This is a genomic window from Micromonospora sp. NPDC049275 (assembly GCF_043197115.1).
GTDB lineage: Bacteria > Actinomycetota > Actinomycetes > Mycobacteriales > Micromonosporaceae > Micromonospora.
This window is the reverse complement of sequence record NZ_JBICSN010000003.1, coordinates 45989-68057: the sequence shown is the minus strand read 5'-3', so window position 1 is coordinate 68057 and position 22069 is coordinate 45989. Positions and strand designations below refer to the sequence as shown.

Sequence of the window (22069 nt, the reverse complement as noted above, 5' to 3'; positions counted from 1 at the left end):
CCGCAGCGCTATTCGCCGCGCACCGGCGGGAAGAAGCCGACCCGCTCGTACGCGGACCGCAGGGTCGCGCCGGCCACCGACCGGGCCTTCTCCGCGCCGGCGGCGAGCAGCTTGTCCAGCTGGGCCGGGTCGTCGAGGTAGGTGCGCGTGCGCTCCTGGATCGGGCGGACGAACTCCGTCACCACCTCGGCCAACTCCTTCTTCAGGTCGCCGTAGCCGCGGCCGGCGAACGCCGCCACCAGGTCGTCGATGCCCCGCCCGCTGAGCGCCGAGTAGATGGTCAGCAGGTTGGACACGCCCGGCTTGGTCTCGGCGTCGAAGACGATCTCCCGGCCGGTGTCGGTCACCGCGGAGCGGATCTTCTTCGCCGACCGGGCGGGATCGTCCAGTAGGTCGATGATGCCGGCGGGCGAGGACGACGACTTGGACATCTTGGCCGTCGGATCCTGCAGGTCGGTGATCTTCGCGGTGTCCTTGACGATGTGCGGCGCGGGCACCGTGAACGTCGCGCCGAACAGCGAGTTGAACCGCTGGGCCAGGTCGCGGGAGAGCTCCAGGTGTTGGCGCTGGTCCTCGCCGACCGGCACCGCGTTGGCCTGGTAGAGCAGGATGTCGGCGGCCTGCAGGACCGGGTAGGTGAAGAGTCCGACGCTGGCCCGCTCGTTGCCCTGCTTCTGCGACTTGTCCTTGAACTGGGTCATCCGGCTCGCCTCGCCGAAGCCGGTGATGCAGCCGAGCACCCAGGCCAGCTGCGGATGCTCGGGCACCTGCGACTGGACGAAGAGGGTGCTGCGCTCCGGGTCGAGACCGACCGCGTAGAGCTGGGCGGCCGCGACCCTGGTCCGCTGGCGCAGCAGCGCCGGATCGTGACCCGCGGTGATGGCGTGCAGGTCCACCACGCAGTAGAACGCGTCGTGGGTGTCCTGCAGGGCCACCCAGTGCCGCACGGCTCCCAGGTAGTTGCCGAGGTGGAACGAGTCGGCCGTCGGCTGGATGCCGGAGAAGACGCGGGGTCGCTCGGAAACGTCGGGCATGGCGATAATTCTGTCAGCAAGGGGGCCGGGCCGTCATGACGGGCCGGCGCGTCGGCCACCGCCGGCCGGTGTCGGGGCGCTGACCTCGCGTGGCACGCCCGCGCGCCGCTGCTCCGGCACGCGGAGCGCCGACACGGCGAGCCGGGCGACCCGACGGCCGTCCAGGGCCAGCACGCGAAGCAGCCAACCGTCCGCCGGGTCCGCCGGATCGGGGCCGCCGTCGTCGGGCGGTTCGGCGGGTACCGGCACCTCGTCCCCGGGCAGTGGCAGCCGGCCCAGCACGGCCATCACGTACCCCCCGACCGTCTCGTACGGCCCGACGGGCAGCGTCACGCCGGTCCGCTCGGCGAAGTCGGCGAGGTTGAGGCGACCGTCGACCACCGCGGGCAGGCCGGCGTGCGCCGGGTCGGGGGGCGCGTCGTACCCGTCGTGGATCTCCCCGACGAGTTCCTCGATCAGATCCTCCAGGGTGACGATCCCGGCGGTCCCGCCGTACTCGTCGATCACCACCGCCAGGTGGTGGCCCTCCCTGCGCATCTCGGTAAGCGCGGCCAGGACCCGTTTGCTGCCGGGCACCTGCTTCACCTCGCGGGTCAGCTCGCCGACGGTGCCACACGGGTCGGAGTCCGGACGCAGCAGCACGTCCCGCAGGTGCACGAACCCGACCACGTCGTCGTGGGTGCCGTCGGTCACCGGGTAGCGGCTGTGCGTCTCGGCCCGCACCAGCCGGGCGGCCTCCGCGATGGTCAGCCGGGCCGGCAGGAAGACCACCTCGGTCCGGGGCATCATCACCTCGCGCACGAGACTCGCCCCGGCCACCAACACCTCGTCGATGATCCGCCGCTCGTCCGGATCGAGCACGGTGTTCACCGCGACCAGATCCCGTAGCTCGGCCTCGGAGATGCGTTCTCGGCCGGCCGCCGGACCGGCCCCGAGCAGGTCGGTGACGAGGCGGCTGGCGCCGTCGGCGGTACGGACCAGCACCCGGGCGACGGCTCGGGCGAGCGGGCCGGGATCGCGGCGGGGCCTCCCCCGCACGCGTCGCCGGAGCCCGGAACGGGCCGCTTCCCGCATGACAGAGATGGTAGACACCGGGCGCCCGCCGTACCGGGAATCGCGCGGAGTCGAGGGGATGTGCGGCTCTGTTTAAACATGAGAGATTATGATGGAATGGGTTGGCGGCGTGATCGGCTCCGGTCCCATCCGCCGCCGTAGGGTGATCACCAAGGGCCACGTCCCGGCGGGCCAGGCAGGAGGCAACGACGTGAAACTGCTCGTCACCGGAGGCGCCGGGTTCATCGGCAGCGTGGTGACCCGGATGCTGCTCGACGCGGGCCACCAGGTGGTCGTCCTGGACGACCTGCGCACCGGTCACCGCGAGGCGCTCGCTCCGGACGCGACCCACGTCGAGGCGTCCATCCACGACGCCGCCCAGGTGCTCACCCCCGACGCCGGCTTCGACGGGGTGCTGCACTTCGCCGCCCTCATCGCCGCCGGCGAGTCGATGGTGAAGCCGGAGCTGTACTGGCAGACCAACACGGTCGGTTCGCTCGCCCTGATCAACGCCGTGCGCGCCGCCGGGGTGCCCCGGATGGTCTTCTCCTCCACCGCCGCCGTCTATGGCAACCCCACCGAGTTGCCGATCACGGAGACCGCGGTCAAGGCACCCACCAACACGTACGGCGCCACCAAGCTCGCCGTCGACCTGGCGCTCACCTCCGAGGCCATCGCGCACGGGCTGGCCGCCGTCTCACTGCGCTACTTCAACGTCGCCGGCGCGCACCTCGCCGAGGACGTCGCGCTCGGTGAGCGGCACGACCCGGAGACGCACCTCATCCCGATCGCCCTGGAGGTCGCCGCCGGCCGGCGGGAGAAGCTCCAACTCTTCGGCGACGACTACCCCACTGTGGACGGCACCTGCGTGCGCGACTACATCCACGTCGCCGACCTGGCCCGCGCCCACCTGCTGGCGCTGGACGCCGCCACCGGGGGCCAGCACCGCATCTACAACCTCGGCAACGGCAACGGCTTCACCAACCGACAGGTGGTCGACGTGGTCCGCGAGGTCACCGGGCACCAGCTGCCCGTCGAGGTGGCGCCGCGCCGCGAGGGCGACCCCGCCGAGCTGGTCGCCTCCTCCGCGCTGGCCCGCGACGAGTTGGGTTGGGTGCCGCAGAAGCCCACCCTGCACGACATGGTCGGCGACGCCTGGGCGTTCTACCGCACGCACGTCCTGGAGCAGGCGTGAGCGCGAGGAGTGAGCCGGGCTCGCGAGCCCCGCAGTCGCGAACAAGGGAGACATCATGAGCGCGCCGAGCGGTGACGTCGCCGAGCGGGCCGCCGCCGGCTTCACCGACCAGTACGGCGGTCAGGCCACCGGCAGCTGGGCCGCACCCGGTCGGGTCAACCTGATCGGTGAACACACCGACTACAACGACGGGTTCGTGCTGCCGTTCGCGCTGCCGATGCGTACCGTCGTCGCCGCCGACCGGCAGGACGACGAGCGCTGGACGGTCTGGTCCGAGCTCTCCGACGAGACGATCACCTTCGGCGCGGACGACGTGGCCGAACCCGGCCGGGTGACCGGCTGGGGCGCGTACGTGGCCGGGGTGGTCTGGGCGCTGCGCGAAGCCGGCCACGCGGTGCCCGGCGCCCGGCTGGCGATCGCCTCCGACGTGCCGCTGGGCTCCGGGCTCTCGTCGTCGGCGGCGCTGGAGTCGGCAGTGCTCGCCGCCCTGCTCGACCTCGGTGGGCTGGACCTGACCCCCGAGCGCCAGCCGCGGCTGGCGCAGCGGGCGGAGAACGTCTACGTGGGTGCGCCGACCGGCATCATGGACCAGTCCGCGGTGATCCGCTGCCGCGCCGGGTACGCCCTCTTCCTCGACTGTCGCGACGAGTCCGTCGAGCAGATCCCGTTCGACCTGGACGCGGCCGGGCTGGCCGTGCTGGTCATCGACAGCCGCGCACCGCACCGGCACGCCGACGGGGAGTACGCCGCCCGCCGCCGATCCTGCGAGGCGGGCGCCAAGGCGCTCGGTGTGGCCGCGCTGCGCGACGTCACAGTCGACCAGCTCGACAGCGCGTTGGCCCGTCTCGACGACGAGGAGACCCGACGACGGGTCCGGCACGTGGTCACCGAGGACCAGCGTGTGCTGGACACGGTGGCGCTGCTGCGCGCCGGCCGGGTCCGGGACATCGGCCCGCTGCTCACCGCCTCGCACGTCTCCATGCGCGACGACTTCGAGATCACCGTGCCGGAGATCGATACGGCCGTCGAGGCGGCGCTGTCGGCCGGCGCGCTGGGTGCCCGGATGACCGGCGGTGGGTTCGGCGGCTGCGTCCTGGCCCTGGTCGAGACCGATCGCGTCGAGGCGGTGGCGGCAGCCGTCACGGCCGCGTACGCCGAACGAGGCTTCACCGCCCCCACCACGGTTCCGGTCCTCCCAGCCCCCGGCGCAACCCGCCTCTCCTAACCCCACCCTCCCGCGGTGATCAAGAGGTTCGCGTCAGAATCCGGGCCCGGACTGACGCGAACCTCTTGATCACCGCTGACCTCTCGGCCGGGGGTCTTCCTCCAGACGAGTAGTTCCTGACCCTGCCTGGAGCGGTGGCGCGGCCGGTGGGCATACCGCTCAACAGCACATCGACACGGCGGGCAGCCACACCGGACTTGCTCGTCTAGTCGAGGGTGGTGCTGGAGGCGACGAGGACGACCTTGCCGTTGATCGGGGCGGTGGCAACCTCGACGTGCACCTGCGCCAGTTCGGCAAGCGGCACCCGCCGGGTCGCGCCGAGGCGCAGCTTGCCGGCGTCAAGCAGGGCCACCAGCCCGGCGAGCTGTTCGCCGTCGGGACGGAAGAAGAGATTGATGCCCCGTACGCCGCGGGCCTCGTCGGACGCGGCGGGCATCCACACTGTGGTGTTGACAAGCACGCCGCCGTCCCGGATCACGGAGGCCAGGGCGGCCATCTGCTCCGGGGCGATCGGGGCGAAGTTGAGCACGACGTCTACCGGCTCGGACAGCTCCGGGATCCCGGGGCCGTGGATCTCGTCGGCGCCGGCCGTCCGGGCCTGCTCGGAGCTGCGCGGGCCGGTCGTGGCGATCACGTACGCGCCGGCGTTCTTGGCCAGCTGCACCGCGTAGCCGCCGACGACGCCACCCGCGCCGTTGATCAGCACCCGCTGACCGGTGGTCAGCTTCGCGTGGTCGAACAGCGCCTGCCACGCGGTGAGCCCGACCACCGGTAGTCCGGCGACGTCCACAAGCGGGACGCTCGTGGGGGCTGCCGCCAGGATCGGGGCCGGGGCGATCACGTACTCGGCGGCCGCGCCGGTGCTGGTCAGCGGCAGGGCGCCGATCACCCGGTCACCGATGTCGAAGCCGGTGACGTCCTGGCCGAGCGCGTCGACAGTGCCCGCGATGTCGATGCCGGGGGTGTGCGGCAGCCGGATCGGAATGGAGCCCTGCATGACACCGGCGCGGATGTTGCCCTCGACCGGGTTGAACGACGTCGCCGCCACCCGGATCCGGACCTCGCCGACGCCGGGGGCCGGCTGCTCCACGTCTTCGTAGCGCAGGACCTCGGGGGTGCCGTACTCGTGGAAACGCACTGCCTTCATGACGAGCCTCGCCCTTCTGAAATCCGTTGTGCTTCGATTTCGAAGCACATGCGAACGCTAGCACGCTTCGAATTCGAAGCAAGGGTGACGCAGGGGGTGACAGCCGTCTCAGTCAGGGTTGCCGCCGTTCGGCGGAACTGCCCCCGTCGTCAACGGGGTGACAGACCATGGACCGGAGCCTCAGACTCGGCTCACGCCTCAGTCGGTCTGGTTACGCCTGCCGCGAGGCCTGGCGGAGCGGGGCGGAGCGGCGCGCATGTGGTCGCGGACCCGGCCCAGGACTGAGTTGAGGGCGGCGACGTCGTCGCCGGTCAGGGGTTCGAACAACAGGTCCCGGACGCGGTCGACATGCCCGGGGAGCACCTGGGCGATCAGGTCGCGACCGACGTCGGTGACCGCCACCATGACGCTGCGCTCGTCGTCCGGCGACGGCGAACGGGTGATCAGGCCACGCTTCTCCAGCAAGCCTGCCTGGTAGGTCAGCCCGCTGCGGCTGTACACGACACCGTCGGCCAGGTCGGTCATCCGCAGCCTGCCCCCAGGCGCGTCGACAAGCCGGGCGAGGAGTTGGAACTGCACATAGCTGAGGTCACCGTCGACGCGCAGGTGCTCGTCCACCGCGTACTGAAGAAGGCTGCCGACCTCCACCAGAGCAAAGTACGCGCCAAGTTGCTCCGCGCTCAGGCGTGGTGCCGCCTCACTCATCCCGCGATCGTACCTGCTTTGAATTCGAAGTTATCCGCAGGAAGCGCGTTCGAGCCGAGGACCGGCGCGCTGCCGGTCCCGGCCGGACGGCTCGGGGCGGCGCGCGGTCAGGCGGTTTCGACGATCATGGCAGCGCCCACCGTGCGGTTGGTAGTCTCGTCGATGATGACGAAGCCGCCTGTCGTGCGGTTGCGCCGGTACTCGTCCGCGAGCAGCGGCACCGTGGTGCGCAGACGTACCCGGCCGATCTCGTTGAGCCGCAGCTCGTCGGCCGACTCGTCGCGGTGCAGCGAGTTGATGTCCAGCCGGTAGTGCAGGCCGCGCACGATCGCCCGAGCCGACCGGGTGGTGTGCTTGATGGCGTACCGGGCGCCGACCCGCAGCGGCTGGGTCTCGTCCATCCAGCAGACCATCGCCTCGATGTCCTGCGCGACAGCGGGCGCGTTGTTCGGCCGGCAGATCAGGTCACCCCGAGAAATGTCGATCTCGTCGGCCAGCCGTACCGTCACCGACATCGGCGGGAACGCCTCCGCGACCGGCCCGTCGGCGGTCTCCACGGCGGCGATCCGGCTGGTGAAGCCGGACGGCAGCACCATCACCTCGTCGCCCGGCTTGAGCACGCCGGAGGCGACCTGACCGGCGTAGCCGCGGTAGTCGGTGACAGTCGTGGACTGGGGGCGGATCACGTACTGCACCGGGAACCGGACGTCGACCAGGTTGCGGTCGCTGGCAATGTGCACCCGCTCCAGGTGGTGCAGCAGCGACGGACCCTCGTACCACGGCATGTTCTCCGAGCGGGACACGATGTTGTCGCCGCGCAGCGCGGAGATCGGCACCACGGTCAGGTCCGGAACGTCGAGCTTCGCGGCGAACGCGGTGAACTCGTCGGCGATCCGCTCGTAGACCTCCTGCGACCAGTCGACCAGGTCCATCTTGTTGACACACAGGACGAGGTGCGGCACCCGCAGCAGCGAGCAGAGGAACGCGTGCCGGCGGGACTGCTCCACCAGGCCCTTGCGCGCGTCCACCAGGATCAGCGCCAGGTCGGCCGTGGAGGCGCCGGTGACCATGTTGCGGGTGTACTGGATGTGCCCGGGAGTGTCCGCGATGATGAACTTGCGCCGGGGCGTGGCGAAGTACCGGTACGCCACGTCGATGGTGATGCCCTGCTCCCGCTCGGCGCGCAGACCGTCGGTGAGCAGCGCCAGGTTGGTGTACTCGTCGCCACGGGCCGCGCTGACCGCCTCCACCGCCGCCAACTGGTCGGTGAAGAGCGACTTGGTGTCGTAGAGCAGCCGACCGATCAGGGTCGACTTGCCGTCGTCAACGCTGCCGGCGGTGGCGAACCGCAGCAGGTCCATGGGCCGCGCCTCACCGGTGGCCTCGGTGCCGGCGGCGGCCGAGGCCACGATCTCGGTGGTCATCAGAAGTACCCCTCACGCTTGCGGTCCTCCATGGCGGCCTCGCTGACCCGGTCGTCACCACGGGTCGCGCCCCGCTCGGTGATCCGCGTGGCCGCCACCTCCTCGATGACCTTCTCCACGGTGTCCGCGTCCGAGCGGACCGCCGCGGTGCAGGAGGCGTCGCCGACGGTGCGGTAGCGCACCTGCGCCTTGAACCGTTCCTCACCCGCGCGGGGACGGAAGAACTCGTTGACCGCGTAGACCATCCCGTCGCGCTCGATCACCTCGCGCTCGTGCGCGTAGTAGATCGACGGCAGTGGAATGCGCTCGCGGGCGATGTAGTGCCACACGTCCAGCTCGGTCCAGTTGGACAGCGGGAAGACCCGGATCGACTCACCCGGGTGGTGCCGGCCGTTGTAGAGCGACCACAGCTCCGGGCGCTGGTTCTTCGGATCCCACTGGCCGAACTCGTCGCGGAAGCTGAACACCCGCTCCTTGGCCCGCGCCTTCTCCTCGTCGCGGCGGGCGCCACCGAACAGCGCGTCGAAGCGGTGCTTCTCCACCGCGTCCAGCAGCACCGGCGTCTGGATCCGGTTGCGCATCCCGTCACCGGACTCGCGAACCAGCCCTTTGGCCAGGGCCTCCGGCACGCTCGCCACCACCAGCTGCAACCCCAGCTCGGCAACCCGCTGGTCGCGGTATTCGAGCACCTCGGGGAAGTTGTGACCGGTGTCGACGTGCATCACCGGAAAGGGGATGTTGGCCGGAGCGAACGCCTTCTGCGCCAACCGCAGCATGACGATCGAGTCCTTGCCGCCGGAGAAGAGCAGCACCGGGCGTTCCATCTCGGCGACAACCTCGCGCATCACGAAGATGCTCTCGGCTTCGAGGGCGTCCAGGTGGGAGACCCGGTAGGCCGCGGGGGAGGTCATGACACTCGCTCGCTCATCCGATTTCCAGACCTTTCCGGTCGGACATGTCAAGAAGCGTGCTCAGGCTACCCGGAATGCCTCTGCAGCGCTGCAAGCAACCGGTTGGCGAGATCCTTGCGACAGACCAGCAGGTCCGGCAGGCGCGGATCCGCCTCGTTGTATCGAAGCGCAGAACCGTCGATCCGGGAAGCGTGTAGTCCGGTGGCCGTCGCCACAGCGACCGGGGCCGCCGAGTCCCACTCGTACTGCCCACCCGCATGGATGTACGCATCCACCTCGCCGGTCACCACCGCGGCGATCTTCGCACCGGCCGAACCCATCGGCACCAGGTGCGCGCCGACATCCTCGGCCAGGTCGGTGAGGAACACCGGCGGGCGACTCCGGCTGGCCGCCAGACGGATCTTCCGCTCACCGGCCGTCGCCGCCTCCACAGTCATCGGCGGGTACGCCGGCGGATAGTCGGTGCCCAGCACCCGGTGCTGCGCCGGCAGCCCCACCGCTCCCGCGACCAGCCCGTGCGGACTCGGCGCGCTCCGCGCCCAGAGCGCGATGTGCACCGCCCAGTCCGAGCGGCCCTCCTCGGAGAACTCCCGGGTGCCGTCCAACGGATCGATGATCCACACGCGGTCCGCCGTCAACCGGGACACCGCGCCGGCGTTCACCTCGGCCGCCCAGGCCAACCGGGAGCCCTCGTCCTCCTCGGAGAGCACCGCGTCCCCCGGCCGCCACCGCGCCAACTCCGTACGGATCAGGTCGTGCGACACCTTGTCCCCGGCCGACTTCAGCGCCCCCGTGTCCGCGAAACCCAACTCCGTACGAAGGTCGAGCAGCGCCTGACCGGCCCGGGAGGCCAACCATCTGGCGAACGCCCCGTCGATCATCGGAGGACTGCCCATCTGCCCGCTCCCGTCGCCTCGCCGCGGCCCGTGCCCGCACGCACCGATCGGCCGCGACCCGCGTCGCCGGTCACGGCACGCCGAAAGGCGCAGACTACCGGCCAACCGTTTCCGATCCGGTACGCCCCGCCAGGCCCTAGCTGCCGTGGTAGAGGTTCTGGGTCGGCTCCACGCCCTTGACGATCACCGACTCCACCACATCGGCAGCCCGGTCCACCAGGAAATCCAGCTCTTTGCGCTCCGCCGCGCTGAAATCCGACAGCACGTAATCCGCCGGGTCCTGCCGACCCGGTGGGCGACCCACACCGAACCGCACCCGAACGTAGTCCTTGGTGCCCAACGACTTGGACATCGAACGCAGGCCGTTGTGCCCGCCCTCGCCGCCGCCACACTTGACCCGCACCTGACCGAAGCCGATGTCCAACTCGTCGTGCACCGCGACCACCTGCGCCGGCGGCACCTTGTAGAACTGCGACAGCGCCGCGACCGGCCCACCGGACAGGTTCATGTACGTCAGTGGCTTGACCAGCACCAGCTTCGGGCCGCCGAACCCCAGCCGCCCCTCCGCGACCTCGGCCACCGCCCGCTTGTGCCTACCGAACCGTGCGCCCACCCGCCCCGCCAGCAGATCAGCCACCATGAACCCGACGTTGTGCCGGTTGCCGGCGTACTCCCGACCGGGGTTGCCCAGGCCGACCACCAGCCACGGCCCCGCCTCGTCCGTCACGACCCGTCCCTTCCCGCCGTCGATTCGACCGACTCCCGATACGCCGGCAGGCGCCCCCGAAACTCGGGGACGCCTGCCGCACGAATACGAACCGATCAGGCCTCGGTACGCGCCTCGGCGCTCTCGCCACCCTCGGTGGTGTCCGCGCCCTCGGAGCCCTCGGTGACCTCGCCGGTCTCGGCCTCGGCCTCCTCGGTGGCCTCCTCGACCTCGGGCAGCGTCGCCTCAAGCTGCTCGGCGGTCGGCGCGGCGGTCACCGCGGCGACCGGCAGCGTCGGGTCGACGGCCAGCTCGACACCGCTCGGCAGCTCGACGTCGCCGGCGGTCACCGAGGAGCCCGCCTCCAGGCCCTCGATCGACGCCTCGAGGTGGTCCGGCACCTTGGTGGCGTCGGCGGTCACCGAGAGGGTGTCGTGGTCGTGCACGATCAGGGTGTCCCGCGCGGCCTCACCGGTCAGGTGGACCGGCACCTCGACGGTGACCTGCTCGCCCCGGCGCACCAGGATGAGGTCCACGTGCTCGAAGGTGTCCCGGATCGGGTCACGCTGGATCGCCTTCGGCAGCGCCAGCACCTGGGTGCCGTCGGTGATGTCGATCGCGAACAGCTGGTTGGCACCACCCTTGCGGATCGCGGCGGCGAACTCCCGCGACGGCAGCGCGATGTGCTTGGGCTTCTCGCCGTGGCCGTACAGCACGGCGGGCACCTTGCCGGCCCGGCGGGTACGACGGGCACCACCCTTGCCGAACTCGGTGCGGGGCTCGGCGCTGATCTTTACCTCGGACACGGGGAAACTCCTGATGCTTTCGCTACGGCGGCTTGTCGTCTTGCGGTGCTGGGGCGAGGGGCTCGCTGGGGCTCATGCGTCATGAACGACTGCCCGGAGCACCGCGTCGATGACGGTGCCTCCGTGCGGCGCTCTTCAGCGGCCCGCCGGGCACCCTCGCCGTGGCAACCGCACCAGTCTACCCGAGCTGTTTCCCGGTTTGTCGGCAGTCCCCGGTCACGGCTCCAGACCGGCGCGCCGATGGCGTTCCCACCAGCGCGCCAGCCCCGTTTCCCACCAGACTGCCAGCTCTGCGCCCATCGGCGCGTCGAATGACGAAATGGGCCGCGCCCTCAGCTCAGGCCACCGAACAGGGTGGTCACCGAACCGTCGTCGAAGACCTCCCGGATCGCCCGCGCCAGAAGCGGCGCGATCGACAACACGGTCAGCTTGTCCAGCTGCTTCTCCGGCGGCAACGGCAGCGTGTTGGTCACCACGACCTCGCTGATCGGGCTGTTCTTCAACCGCTCGGTCGCCGGGTCCGACAGGAGCGCGTGGGTGGACGCCACCACGATCTCCGCCGCGCCCGACTCCTTGAGGATGTCCGCCGCCTTGGCGATCGTGCCACCGGTGTCGATCATGTCGTCGACGATCAGGCAGACGCGACCCTCCACCTCACCGACAACCCGGTTCGCCACCACCTGGTTCGGCTTCATCGGGTCGCGGGTCTTGTGGATGAACGCCAGCGGGCAGCCACCCAACCTGTCGGTCCACCGCTCGGCCACCCGCACCCGGCCCGAATCCGGCGCCACCACTGTCATCGGCCGGCCGGCGTACCGGTGCTCCACGTACTCCGCCAGGATGTCCATCGCGAAGAGGTGGTCCACCGGCCCGTCGAAGAAGCCCTGGATCTGCGCGGTGTGCAGGTCGACAGTGAGGATCCGGTTCGCACCGGCGGTCTTCAGCAGATCCGCCACCAGCCGGGCCGAGATCGGCTCCCGACCCCGGTGCTTCTTGTCCTGCCGCGCGTACGGGTAGAACGGCAGCACGACGGTGATCCGCTTCGCCGACCCCCGCTTCAACGCGTCCACCATGATCAGGGTCTCCATGACCCAGGTGTTCACCCCGTGCGTCACGGACTGCACCACGAAGGCGTCCGAACCACGCACCGAGTCCTTGAACCGTACGAAGATCTCGCCGTTGGCGAACTCGTACGCGTCGGCCGGCGTCGGTGCCACGCCGAGCACCTCGCCGATCTCCTTGGCCAACTCCGGGAAACCCCGTCCGGAGAAGAGCATCAGGCTCTTGCGGTTTTCGGCGACGATGCTGCCCATGGGCCCGTCTGCTCCCGTTTGTCGGCGGTACCCGGCCCGGTGGTGGTGGGTCGGGGACTATTCGGTTGCAGTATCTCCCGCGCCGGACGCACCGCCCACCGTCTCGGCCCGCCCGTGCATTGCCTCACTGTCACTTGCGGTGCCGGCCACCTCCGACGCACCCTTCGCGTCGCCGGCACGCTGCGCGGCCTCGGCCGCCGCCGTACCGGCCCGCCGCTTCACCACCCAGCCCTCGATGTTGCGCTGCCGCGCCCGGGCGACACCCATCGCGCCCGCCGGCACGTCGTCCACGATCACCGAACCGGCCGCCGTGTACGCGCCGTCACCCACCTCGACCGGCGCGACGAACATGTTGTCCGCCCCCGTCCGGGCGTGACTGCCGATCACCGTGCGGTGCTTGTTGACCCCGTCGTAGTTGACGAAGACCGACGCGGCGCCGATGTTGGTCTGCTCGCCGATCGTCGCGTCACCCACGTACGTGAGGTGCGGCACCTTGGAGCCGGCGCCGATCTCGGAGTTCTTGACCTCGACGAACGTGCCGACCTTCGCCTTGTCGGCGAGCCGTGCCGCGGGCCGCAGGTACGCGTACGGCCCCACGCTGGCGCCCGCGCCCACCTCGGCGCCGACCGCGTGGCTGCGCACCACCGACGCGGCCGGACCGACGATCGTGTCGACAAGCGTGACGTCCGGCCCGACAAGCGCACCCGCGCCGACCACCGTGGCGCCGCGCAGCTGGGTGTTCTGGTCGACCACCGCGTCGCGGTCGAGCGCCACTGTCACGTCGATCCAGGTGGTCGCCGGGTCGAGCAGGCTCACCCCGGTACGCATCCACGCCTCGTTGACCCGGTCGCGCAGCAGCCGACGCAGCGACGCCAACTCCACGCGGTCGTTGCAGCCCAGCGTCTCGACGTGGTCGACGGCCACGTGCACCGCGACCGGCTCGCCCGCGGAACGGAGCAGGCCGAACACGTCGGTCAGGTACTCCTCGCCCTGGTCGTTGTCGGTGGAGAGCTTGCCCAGCGCGTCGCGCAGCCGCACCGCGTCGAACGCGTAGATGCCGGCGTTGATCTCCCGGATCGCGCGCTGCGTGGCGTCGGCGTCGCGCTCCTCGACGATCTGCTCCAGCCGGCCGTCGGCGTCCCGGACGATCCGCCCGAGCCCGGTCGGGTCCGGCACCTCGGCGGCCAGCACGGTGGCCGCCGCGGCGGCCTCCTCGTGCGCGGTCACCAGCGCGCCCACCGTCTCCGGGCGCAGCAACGGCACGTCTCCGTTGATCACCACGACCGTGCCGGCGCCCTCCGGCACGGCGTCCAGCGCGATCCGGACGGCGTGCCCGGTGCCGAGCTGCTCGGCCTGGAGCACGGGCGTGGCGTCGGGGGCGATCTCGGCCAGGTGCGCCCGGACCTGGTCGGCGCCGTGCCCCACCACGACGACGGTGCGGTCGGCGCTCAGCGGCGCGGCGGCGCTCAGCACGTGACCGAGCAGGGTACGGCCGAGCAGGGGGTGCAACACCTTGGGCAGTGTCGACTTCATCCGCTTGCCCTCACCGGCGGCGAGTACGACGACGGTACGAAGGTGGGGCTGGGGCACGACATGGCTCCCGTCGGGACGGCGGACACTCTCGCGGCCATGCTAACCACGGGGTCCGGCACCGCTCCCTGTTACCCCCAGTGAAACCCAAAACGGACTTTAGGGGGCAGCTCGGCCGCCAGGGTTCGAACCTGAAATACGGGTACCAAAGACCCGGGTGTTGCCAATTACACCACGGCCGATCGCAACGTCAGGACGCCGTCGCTCCCCGACGAACATCCTGCCGCTACACCTTAACGCCCGACCGGGGCGACGCCAGCACTCACGCCCTTCATGATCCTCGCGATCCTCCCTCGCCGCCCACGACCGAGGCGGCGGTCGAGCCCTTCGCGGGAGGTCGCGACGAGCCCTGGATTCGAGGGACCCGGACCCATTCCGCGGTGTGGACCCGGCACGCCTCAGCGACCGGAAGATCGGCCCTGACCAGGGATTTAGTACCTGCGTACGACAGCTTTTCGAAACTTCCCCGTGCGCTCTACTCGGCCGTAAGTTACGGTGACGTAGGCGTAGGTTCGTGATCGTTTCCCCCCTCTGCGAGGTGCCATGTCCACCACCATGCTCGAACCCCCCACCGCTGGCCCCGGCCCGAAACCGCTCACCGACGGCAGCCAGTCCTCCGGGATCCTGGCCGCCCTGTGGGCCTTCGTCGTGATCCCCTTCGTCGCTCTGCTGGTCGCCGTGCCGATGGCCTGGGGCGGCTGGCTGGGCTGGAGCGACGTGATCATCGGTCTGGTCTGGTACGTGGTCTCCGGGCTCGGCATCACTGTGGGCTTTCACCGCTACTTCACGCACGGCTCGTTCAAGGCCAAGCGGTGGCTGCGGGTGACGCTTGCGGTCGCGGGCTCCCTGGCGGTGCAGGGCGAGATCATCCAGTGGGTGGCCGACCACCGCCGGCACCACGCGTTCTCCGACCTGGAGGGTGACCCCCACTCGCCGTGGCGTTTCGGCACCAGCTTCTGGGCACTGACGCGGGGCCTGTTCCACGCACACGTGGGCTGGCTGTTCCGTCGCGAACTGTCCAACCGGGAGCGGTTCGCACCGGATCTGATCGCCGACCGCGACATCAGCCGGGTCGACCGACTGTTCCCCGTGCTGGTGGCCGTCTCGCTGCTCGGCCCGGCGCTGATCGGGGGCCTGGTGACCTGGTCCTGGCAGGGCGCGCTCACCGCGTTCTTCTGGGCCGGACTGGTCCGGATCGGCCTCCTGCACCACGTCACCTGGGCGATCAATTCGGTCTGCCACGTGTACGGCGAGCGCCCGTTCGCGATGCGCCAGGGCGACCGGGCGTCGAACTTCTGGCCGCTTGCCATCCTGTCGTTCGGTGAGAGCTGGCACAACCTGCACCACGCCGACCCGACCAGCGCCCGACACGGTGTGCTGCGTGGTCAGGTGGACATCTCCGCCCGGGTGATCTGGTTGTTCGAGAAGACGGGCGCCGCGTCGCAGGTGCGCTGGCCGAAGCCCGAGCGTCTCGCGGCCAAGCTCGTGAAGCCTGTCGCATCCCGATAAACCGGGCAGTGCCGCCGGGTGTCGCCTGGCAGGATGGCCCGATGACCGAACGCAGCGGGGGGACCGGGCGGCTCGGCGGACGGGGGGCCGGGCCCGATCCGGGTACGGTCGGACGGCGCGGCAGGGTGGTCAGGCCACCCGCCAGTGAGGCGACAACGTGAACGGGCACAGCGGAGGCACCATCCCACGGCAGGGCGTGACCGAGCGCCAGCGAGGCGGCGACATGCCCGAGGCCAGCGACGATGCCGGCCGGCGCCCAGTGCCGGCTGCGGCGGCGAAACCCAAGCCCACCTCCCGGGTACGCATGTCGGCGGCCCAGCGCCGGGAGCAGTTGATCGCGACCGGCCGGCAACTGTTCGCCGAGCGCGGTTTCGACGCCACCTCCATCGAGGAGGTGGCGGCCCGCGCCAAGGTCTCCAAGCCGGTGGTGTACGAGCACTTCGGCGGCAAGGAAGGGTTGTACGCGGTAGTGGTCGACCGGGAGGTCCGGGCCCTGCTGGACCGGATCACCACGGCGCTGACGGCGGGGCATCCGCGCGAGTTGCTGGAGCAGGCGGCGATGGCCCTGCTGGGCTACATCGAGGAGGAGACCAGCGGGTTCCGGGTGCTGGTCCGCGAGTCGCCGCTGTTGTCCGGGACGGCCACCTTCAGCAGCGTGATGAACGACGTGGCCCACCAGGTCGAGCACATCCTGGGCGCGGAGTTCAAGAGCCGCGGGTACGACCCGAAGCTGGCCGAGCTCTACTCGCAGGCGTTGGTGGGCATGGTCGCGTTGACCGGCCGCTGGTGGTTGGAGGTGCGCAAGCCGCGCAAGGAGACGGTGGCGGCGCACCTGGTCAACATGGCGTGGAACGGGTTGTCGCACCTGGAGGCGAAGCCCACCTTGATCACCGCACGACGCCGCTGACCTCGGTCAGCCGCGGTGCGCGTCGGCCACCGGGTGTTTGCGGCGTTCCAGCTCCGCCTCGGCGTGCTCCGACGGGCCGACCTTGTCGTAGAGGCCGGTGCCGAGCAGGATCAGGCCGAACAGCATCGACACGATCACCGTCGACATCGAGAAGTTGAGAAAGTTCGCGTCGGTCTGCAGCACGGACATCATGAGGATGCTGGTCACCAGGAACACCACCCCGGCGGTGAGGTTCATGTAGTGGCCGAGGTTGCTGCGCCGGGACGCTCCGAAGATCAGGACGGCTCCGAAGACCACCGAGGCGAGTGAGAAGGCCAGGTTGGTGCGGAGCCCCAGAGCCCAGTGGCTGCCCCGGTCGAAGAGCGGGTCGCCGATCGTCTCGGCGACACCCCAGACGCCGAAGACCAGGATGTAGACGCCGATCAGGCCGGAGAGGACCCGGTAGAGCGGCCGTGCCGGATGGTTCACCGGAAAGTGCGGCATACCCCTGACCCCATCCACCTGAGTTAGACCGTTTCAGGAGGATTGTCGCCCAGGCCAGAGCCAACTGTCCGAAGAACCCCAAAGCCGAAAGGGTCCGCCAAAGGCTGGACCAGGTCAGGTTTTCGCCGGAGCCCGAGCTGCGCAGGGATCAAGCCTGACCGCCCGGAGCAGCTCGGGCTCCGGCGAAAACCCCAAACCGCAAGAGACTCAGAGAACCAGACGAGCCTTCTGGAACGCCTCAGCCTCATCCTCCGTGCCGACCTTGCCGTACATGCCCGCCATGAGCAGCACCAGGGCGGCAGTCATCACGACGATCACGGTGAAGATGCTGAAGTTGAAGAAGTTGGCGTCGGTCCGGATGAAGGCCAGACCGGCCAGGCCGACCACCATCAGGGCGTACGCCAGCCACTGGTTGATCGCCACGTCGATGTTGCGGCCGAGCGCGGTGCCGACCAGCACGACGAGCCCGAGCAGCACGCAGAGCAGCGAGAAGCCGAGGTTGGTGCCCTGACCGAGGACGCGGGTGTCGTCCTGGGCGAGGATCTCGTCGCCGGCGCCCGCGATGATGCCGAGCACGCCGAAGACCACCAGGTACAGACCGGTCAGCCCGCCGATCGCCCGGTAGATCGGCCGCGCGGGGTGGTTGATGGGGGTGTGGGCCATGTCTGGGTCTCCAAGGGTGAGGTGTCGCCGACGATTGTCCCGCATGTGTCGGTGTGACGCCGCACACGGCCCCCGCGCCGGCGTGCCCGGCCCGCTCAGCTCTCGGGCAGGTCCTCGGCGAGGGTCATCCAGGTCTCCTCGATCCGTTCCCGCTCGGCGCGCAGGTCCTTGAGCTGGGTGTCCAGCTCGGCGACGCGGGCGTAGTCGGTGGCGTCGGCGGCGAGCTGGTCGAGCAGGGTGACCTCGCGCTGGTCGAGCTTGCCGAGCTGCCGTTCCAGCCGGGTCAGCTCCTTGCGCGCCTGGCGCACCTCGGCGGCGGACATGCCGCCTCCCGACGGAGAAGCGGGCGCAGAGGTCGAGGTGACACCCGCCCGGGGAGTGCCGGCTCGCTCGGCGGTCCGCGCGAGGTACTCGTCGACGCCACCGGGCAGGTGCACGAGCCGACCGTCGCCGAACATCCCGTACGCCGTGTCGGTGACGCGTTCGATGAGGTAGCGGTCGTGGCTGGCCACGATGATCGTGCCGGGCCACGAATCGAGCAGGTCCTCAAGCGAGGCGAGGGTGTCGGTGTCCAGGTCGTTGGTGGGCTCGTCGAAGAGCAGCACGTTAGGCTCGCCGGCGAGCAGCCGCAGCATCTGCAACCGGCGACGCTCGCCTCCGGACAGGTCGCTGACCGGGGTCCAGAGCCGGCGGTCGTCGAACCCGAAGACCTCGGCGAGCTGCGACGCGGAAACCTCCCGGTCGCCGAGCTGGACCCGGCGGGCGACCTCCTCCACGGCCTCCAGCACCCGCAGGTGCCCGGGCAGCTCGGCCAGCTCCTGGGAGAGGAACGCCGGTCGCACCGTGGAACCGGTGCCGAGGCGGCCGCCGTCCGGACGGGTGATGCCCGCGAGCATCCGCAGCAGGGTGGTCTTGCCGGCGCCGTTGGCGCCGAGGATGGCGATCCGGTCGCCGGGGCCGACCAGCCAGGTGGCGTCGCGCAGGATCTCCTTCGGGCCGGCGTGCAGCTCGACGTTCTCCAGCTCGTACACCTGCTTGCCCAGGCGCGAAACCGCCATCCGCTGCAGGGACATGGTGTCGCGCGCCGGCGGCACGTCGGCGATCAGCGCGTTCGCGGCGTCGATGCGGAACTGAGGCTTGGAGGTGCGGGCGGGCGGGCCGCGCCGCAGCCAGGCGATCTCCTTGCGGAGCAGGTTCTGCCGGCGGGCCTCGGTGGCGGCGGCGACGCGTTCGCGCTCGGCGCGGGCGAGGGTCCAGGCGGCGAAGCCGCCCTCGTACGCGCGGACGGTCTGGTCGGCGACCTCCCAGGTGGTGGTGCAGACCGCGTCCAGGAACCACCTGTCGTGGGTGACCACGACGAGGGCGCCCTTGCGGCCGACCAGGTGCCGGGCCAGCCAGTCGACACCGCCGACGTCGAGGTGGTTGGTGGGCTCGTCGAGGATCAGCAGGTCCGAGTCGCGGACGAGCAGCGCGGCGAGTGCCACCCGCCGCCGTTCGCCACCGGACATCGGGCCGACCGGCTGGTCGAGGCCGAGGTGCGGCATGCCGAGGCCGTCGAGGATGTTGCGCACACCGGCGTCGCCGGCCCACTCGTGCTCGGCGCCCATGCCCTCACCGAGCCAGGCGGTGCCGAGCACGACGTCCCGGACCGTGGCGTCCGGGGCGAGGGTGAGCTGCTGCGGTAGCCAGAGCACGCGCAGGTCGCGGCGGTGGGTGACCCGGCCGTCGTCGGGCTCCTCCTGCTTGGTGAGCAGGCGCAGCAGGGTGGACTTGCCGGCGCCGTTGAGGCCGACCACACCGATCCGGTCGGCGTCGTCCAGGCCGAGCGAGACGTCCGTGAGCAGCCGCCCGGCGGCGCCGTACCCCTTGGACACCCGGTCCAGATTGACGATGTTGGCCACGTTCCACCCTTCAAGATCAAGGCGTCCGGGTGCCGGCGGGCACCTCGGGACGCCTGCGTCAAGGGTACGCGGACACTCCGGACGCCCGCGCCGCGCGCCCGCGGGCCGGTGGAAACGAGTCGTCAGCCGACGCGGGCGCCGGCGACCGGGCCGTGCGCGACCCGGGCCTCCCGGCACACCCCGGCGTTGGTCAGCTCGGCGGCGATCCGCTCGGCGTCGGCCGCGTCGGCGGCGAGGAAGACGCAGGTCGGCCCGGAGCCGGAGACGATGCCGGTGAGCGCGCCGGCGGCCTCGCCGGCCTTCAGGGTGTCGGCAAGCGCGGGCCGCATCGCCAGCGCGGCGTCCTGAAGATCGTTGCCGAGCGTACGGGCGAGGACGCGGGGGTCACGTTGACGCAGCGCGCCCAGCAGCGCGTCGGTGCTGCCCAGCGGGGTGCCGGCGGCACCGGAGTCGCGCAGCCGGTCCAGTTCGCGGTACGCGGCGGGGGTGGACAGGCCGCCGTCGGCGATCGCCACGACCCAGTGCCAGGAGGTGGCTCGGGCCAGCACGGGGCTGACCGCCTCGCCCCGGCCGGTGCCCAGCGCGGTGCCGCCGTAGATCAGGAACGGCACGTCGGAGCCCAGGTCGGCGGCGATCCCGGCCAGCTCGTCGCGGGACAACCCGGTGCCCCACAGCGCGTCACAGGCCACCAGCGCGGCGGCCGCGTCGGCGCTGCCGCCGGCCAGCCCACCGGCCAGCGGGATCTGCTTGCGCAGGTGCAGGCGGGCGTGCGGCAGCACCCCCGCGTAACCAGCCAGCGCGTGTGCGGCGCGGATCACCAGGTTGGAGTCGTCAAGCGCCAGTTCGCCGGTGCCCTCGCCCTCCATGGTCAACGCCAGCGTGTCGCCCCGCCGGGCGGTCAGCTCGTCGTAGATCGAGATGGCGTGGTAGACGGTGTTCAGCTCGTGGTAGCCGTCGCGGCGCAGCGGGCCCACCCCGAGGTGCAGGTTGACCTTGGCGGGCACCCGGACCTTCACCGGCCCGAGGGCCCCGCGTCGCTCGTCCTCGTCGTCCGGTCGCCAGGCCTCGGTCACGGGGTGATGTCCCGTACGCGCAGGCGGATGTCGAACGGCTTGGCCACGATCAGCTCCTCGGCAGAGTCGGCGGCCAGCTCGTACCGGCCGTCGACCAGGTCGTACGCGTACACGTGCACCGGATTCTGCTCGATCCGCCAGTAGTGCGGAATCCCGGCATCGGCGTAGTCCGCCGGCTTCTCCAACCGGTCCCGCCGTCGGGTGCCGGGCGAGACGACCTCGACGGCCAGCATGACCTGCTCAGCGTCGAAGTAGTGGCTTGTACCGACAAGAGGCCGGCGTAGTAGCACCACGTCCGGTTCAAGGGTGTTGCGGTGGTTGAGCGCCACTCCGACGGCGGTAGCGGGCGACAGATCCAGCGGCGCGTGCTGTCGCAGCCACATCCAGAGCAAGCTGCTGATGTTCTGGTGGTCATAGGTGGGGGAAGGGACCACGACGAGGACTCCGTCACGTAGCTCGACGCGGGGGGCGTCGTCGGGCAGGGCCAGCACGTCCTCGATGGTGTGGTTGGCCAGTCGCTGCCGGACGGGATCCGGGCCCCACATCCCGTGGGCGGCGGGCTCCATCGGCTGCGCGGTCACTCGTACACCTCCTCGGCGGGCACGGCGTCAGCCTACTTCGCGGTACGCGTACCGGCCGGGGCCGACGCGGCGATGGCGGCGAACTGCTCGACGGTCAGCGACTCACCACGGGCGCCGGGGTCGACGCCCGCGGCAATCAGCGCGGCGGCCGCCCGGTCCGGGCCGCCGGCCCAGCCGGCCAGCGCGGCGCGCAGGGTCTTGCGGCGCTGCGCGAACGCCGCGTCCACCACGGCGAAGACCCTTTCCCGGGGTACGTCGGCGCGGGGCGGTTCGTGGCAGGTGAAGGCGACCAGACCGGAGTCGACGTTCGGCACCGGCCAGAACACGTTCGGCGGCACCTTGCCGGCGCCCCGGGCGTGGGCGTACCAGGCGAGCTTGACCGACGGAATGCCGTACACCTTGGAGCCGGGACCGGCGACGAGCCGGTCGGCGACCTCCTTCTGCACCATCACCAGGCCGTGTCGCAGGCTGGGCAGCTCGGCGAGGAGGTGCAGCACCACAGGTACGGCGACGTTGTACGGCAGGTTCGCGACAAGGGCGGTCGGTGCGGGCTCGCCCAGTTCGGCGGCGCGGACGCGCAGCGCGTCGGCGCGGTGCACGGTGAGCCGGCCGGCGTCCGCCCCGGCGTGCCGGGCGACGGTCTCCGGGAGCGCGCCGGCCAGGGTCGGGTCGATCTCCACGGCGTGCACGTGGCCGGCGACCGGCAGCAGTCCGAGGGTGAGTGAGCCGAGCCCGGGGCCGACCTCCAGGGCCACGTCGTCGGGGGTCAGCCCGGCGGCGGTGATGATCCGGCGCACGGTGTTCGGGTCGTGCACGAAGTTTTGGCCGAGCTTCTTGGTGGGCGCGACGCCCAGCCGGGCGGCCAGCTCCCGGATCTCCGCCGGGCCGAGGAGACCGGTCATGCCTGGCAGCGTAGCGACGTGGCCGGGACCGGCCGCCGGCCCGGG

21 protein-coding genes and 1 tRNA gene are annotated in these 22069 nt (G+C 70.9%); 4 read left to right on the top strand and 18 right to left on the bottom strand.

Annotation, left to right across the window (positions count from 1 at the left end; all coding sequences use genetic code 11):
* Window positions 1–8 precede the first annotated feature (8 nt).
* Together trpS and ACGFIE_RS10815 are read right to left on the bottom strand one after the other, a co-directional pair.
* Window positions 9–1034, bottom strand: a complete 1026-nt coding sequence (trpS, locus tag ACGFIE_RS10820; protein ID WP_393293336.1) for a tryptophan--tRNA ligase — start codon at window positions 1032–1034, stop codon at window positions 9–11.
* 33 nt (window positions 1035–1067) lie between these two features.
* The gene (locus tag ACGFIE_RS10815) at window positions 1068–2108 is read right to left on the bottom strand and encodes a hemolysin family protein (protein WP_393293334.1); all 1041 of its coding nucleotides are present in this window, start codon (window positions 2106–2108) and stop codon (window positions 1068–1070) included.
* A gap of 244 nt (window positions 2109–2352) precedes the next feature.
* Here ACGFIE_RS10815 and galE point away from each other — a divergent pair, with 244 nt between their 5' ends.
* Window positions 2353–3282, top strand: coding sequence for a UDP-glucose 4-epimerase GalE (galE, locus tag ACGFIE_RS10810; RefSeq protein ID WP_393294610.1), 930 nt, complete (start codon window positions 2353–2355; stop codon window positions 3280–3282).
* A gap of 55 nt (window positions 3283–3337) precedes the next feature.
* Window positions 3338–4507, top strand: a complete 1170-nt coding sequence (gene galK, locus ACGFIE_RS10805; RefSeq protein WP_393293332.1) for a galactokinase — start codon at window positions 3338–3340, stop codon at window positions 4505–4507.
* Between the two features lie 205 nt (window positions 4508–4712).
* On the opposite strand, the gene ACGFIE_RS10800 is transcribed toward galK, so the two are convergent.
* The 10 genes from ACGFIE_RS10800 to ACGFIE_RS10755 all read right to left on the bottom strand — a co-directional run bounded on the left by ACGFIE_RS10800 (window position 4713) and on the right by ACGFIE_RS10755 (window position 14187).
* Window positions 4713–5654 (bottom strand): NADP-dependent oxidoreductase, encoded by a 942-nt coding sequence (locus ACGFIE_RS10800; RefSeq protein WP_393293330.1) that lies wholly within the window; start codon window positions 5652–5654, stop codon window positions 4713–4715.
* Between the two features lie 198 nt (window positions 5655–5852).
* On the bottom strand, window positions 5853–6359 hold the full coding sequence (locus tag ACGFIE_RS10795; protein WP_393293328.1) for a MarR family winged helix-turn-helix transcriptional regulator: 507 nt from the start codon (window positions 6357–6359) through the stop codon (window positions 5853–5855).
* Window positions 6360–6466: 107 nt separating this feature from the next.
* The gene (locus tag ACGFIE_RS10790) at window positions 6467–7783 is read right to left on the bottom strand and encodes a sulfate adenylyltransferase subunit 1 (RefSeq protein ID WP_393293326.1); all 1317 of its coding nucleotides are present in this window, start codon (window positions 7781–7783) and stop codon (window positions 6467–6469) included.
* Window positions 7783–8694: a sulfate adenylyltransferase subunit CysD gene (gene cysD, locus ACGFIE_RS10785; protein WP_363678304.1), complete on the bottom strand. Its 912-nt coding sequence runs from the start codon at window positions 8692–8694 to the stop codon at window positions 7783–7785. Before cysD ends, ACGFIE_RS10790 begins: the two co-directional genes overlap by 1 nt.
* A gap of 65 nt (window positions 8695–8759) precedes the next feature.
* Complete coding sequence (locus tag ACGFIE_RS10780) at window positions 8760–9590, bottom strand: inositol monophosphatase family protein (protein WP_363678302.1); 831 nt, start codon at window positions 9588–9590, stop codon at window positions 8760–8762.
* Window positions 9591–9726: 136 nt separating this feature from the next.
* Window positions 9727–10317, bottom strand: coding sequence for an aminoacyl-tRNA hydrolase (gene pth, locus ACGFIE_RS10775; RefSeq protein ID WP_393293322.1), 591 nt, complete (start codon window positions 10315–10317; stop codon window positions 9727–9729).
* A gap of 95 nt (window positions 10318–10412) precedes the next feature.
* On the bottom strand, window positions 10413–11102 hold the full coding sequence (locus ACGFIE_RS10770; protein WP_393293320.1) for a 50S ribosomal protein L25/general stress protein Ctc: 690 nt from the start codon (window positions 11100–11102) through the stop codon (window positions 10413–10415).
* A gap of 332 nt (window positions 11103–11434) precedes the next feature.
* On the bottom strand, window positions 11435–12415 hold the full coding sequence (locus ACGFIE_RS10765) for a ribose-phosphate diphosphokinase (protein ID WP_007455396.1): 981 nt from the start codon (window positions 12413–12415) through the stop codon (window positions 11435–11437).
* A gap of 57 nt (window positions 12416–12472) precedes the next feature.
* Window positions 12473–14005 (bottom strand): bifunctional UDP-N-acetylglucosamine diphosphorylase/glucosamine-1-phosphate N-acetyltransferase GlmU, encoded by a 1533-nt coding sequence (glmU, locus tag ACGFIE_RS10760; RefSeq protein ID WP_393293318.1) that lies wholly within the window; start codon window positions 14003–14005, stop codon window positions 12473–12475.
* A gap of 110 nt (window positions 14006–14115) precedes the next feature.
* A tRNA-Gln gene (locus ACGFIE_RS10755) sits at window positions 14116–14187 on the bottom strand.
* A 361-nt stretch (window positions 14188–14548) separates the two neighbouring features.
* Here ACGFIE_RS10755 and ACGFIE_RS10750 point away from each other — a divergent pair.
* Window positions 14549–15514 (top strand): acyl-CoA desaturase, encoded by a 966-nt coding sequence (locus tag ACGFIE_RS10750; protein WP_393293316.1) that lies wholly within the window; start codon window positions 14549–14551, stop codon window positions 15512–15514.
* A gap of 223 nt (window positions 15515–15737) precedes the next feature.
* Window positions 15738–16421: a TetR family transcriptional regulator gene (locus ACGFIE_RS10745; RefSeq protein WP_393294609.1), complete on the top strand. Its 684-nt coding sequence runs from the start codon at window positions 15738–15740 to the stop codon at window positions 16419–16421.
* Between the two features lie 6 nt (window positions 16422–16427).
* Here ACGFIE_RS10745 and ACGFIE_RS10740 read toward each other — a convergent pair whose 3' ends face one another.
* The 6 genes from ACGFIE_RS10740 to rsmA form a co-directional block, all read right to left on the bottom strand.
* On the bottom strand, window positions 16428–16904 hold the full coding sequence (locus tag ACGFIE_RS10740; protein WP_393293314.1) for a DUF4383 domain-containing protein: 477 nt from the start codon (window positions 16902–16904) through the stop codon (window positions 16428–16430).
* Between the two features lie 207 nt (window positions 16905–17111).
* Window positions 17112–17567 carry a DUF4383 domain-containing protein gene (locus tag ACGFIE_RS10735; RefSeq protein ID WP_393293312.1) on the bottom strand — a complete coding sequence of 152 codons (456 nt, stop codon included), beginning with the start codon at window positions 17565–17567 and terminating at the stop codon, window positions 17112–17114.
* A gap of 95 nt (window positions 17568–17662) precedes the next feature.
* Window positions 17663–19468, bottom strand: a complete 1806-nt coding sequence (locus ACGFIE_RS10730) for an ABC-F family ATP-binding cassette domain-containing protein (RefSeq protein WP_393293310.1) — start codon at window positions 19466–19468, stop codon at window positions 17663–17665.
* A gap of 122 nt (window positions 19469–19590) precedes the next feature.
* Window positions 19591–20541 carry a 4-(cytidine 5'-diphospho)-2-C-methyl-D-erythritol kinase gene (locus ACGFIE_RS10725; protein WP_393293308.1) on the bottom strand — a complete coding sequence of 317 codons (951 nt, stop codon included), beginning with the start codon at window positions 20539–20541 and terminating at the stop codon, window positions 19591–19593.
* Window positions 20538–21122 carry a Uma2 family endonuclease gene (locus ACGFIE_RS10720; RefSeq protein ID WP_393293306.1) on the bottom strand — a complete coding sequence of 195 codons (585 nt, stop codon included), beginning with the start codon at window positions 21120–21122 and terminating at the stop codon, window positions 20538–20540. Before ACGFIE_RS10720 ends, ACGFIE_RS10725 begins: the two co-directional genes overlap by 4 nt.
* Window positions 21123–21154: 32 nt before the next feature.
* A complete protein-coding gene (gene rsmA / locus ACGFIE_RS10715) occupies window positions 21155–22024 on the bottom strand; it encodes a 16S rRNA (adenine(1518)-N(6)/adenine(1519)-N(6))-dimethyltransferase RsmA (RefSeq protein ID WP_393293304.1) in 870 nt (289 codons plus the stop codon).
* Window positions 22025–22069: the final 45 nt, after the last annotated feature.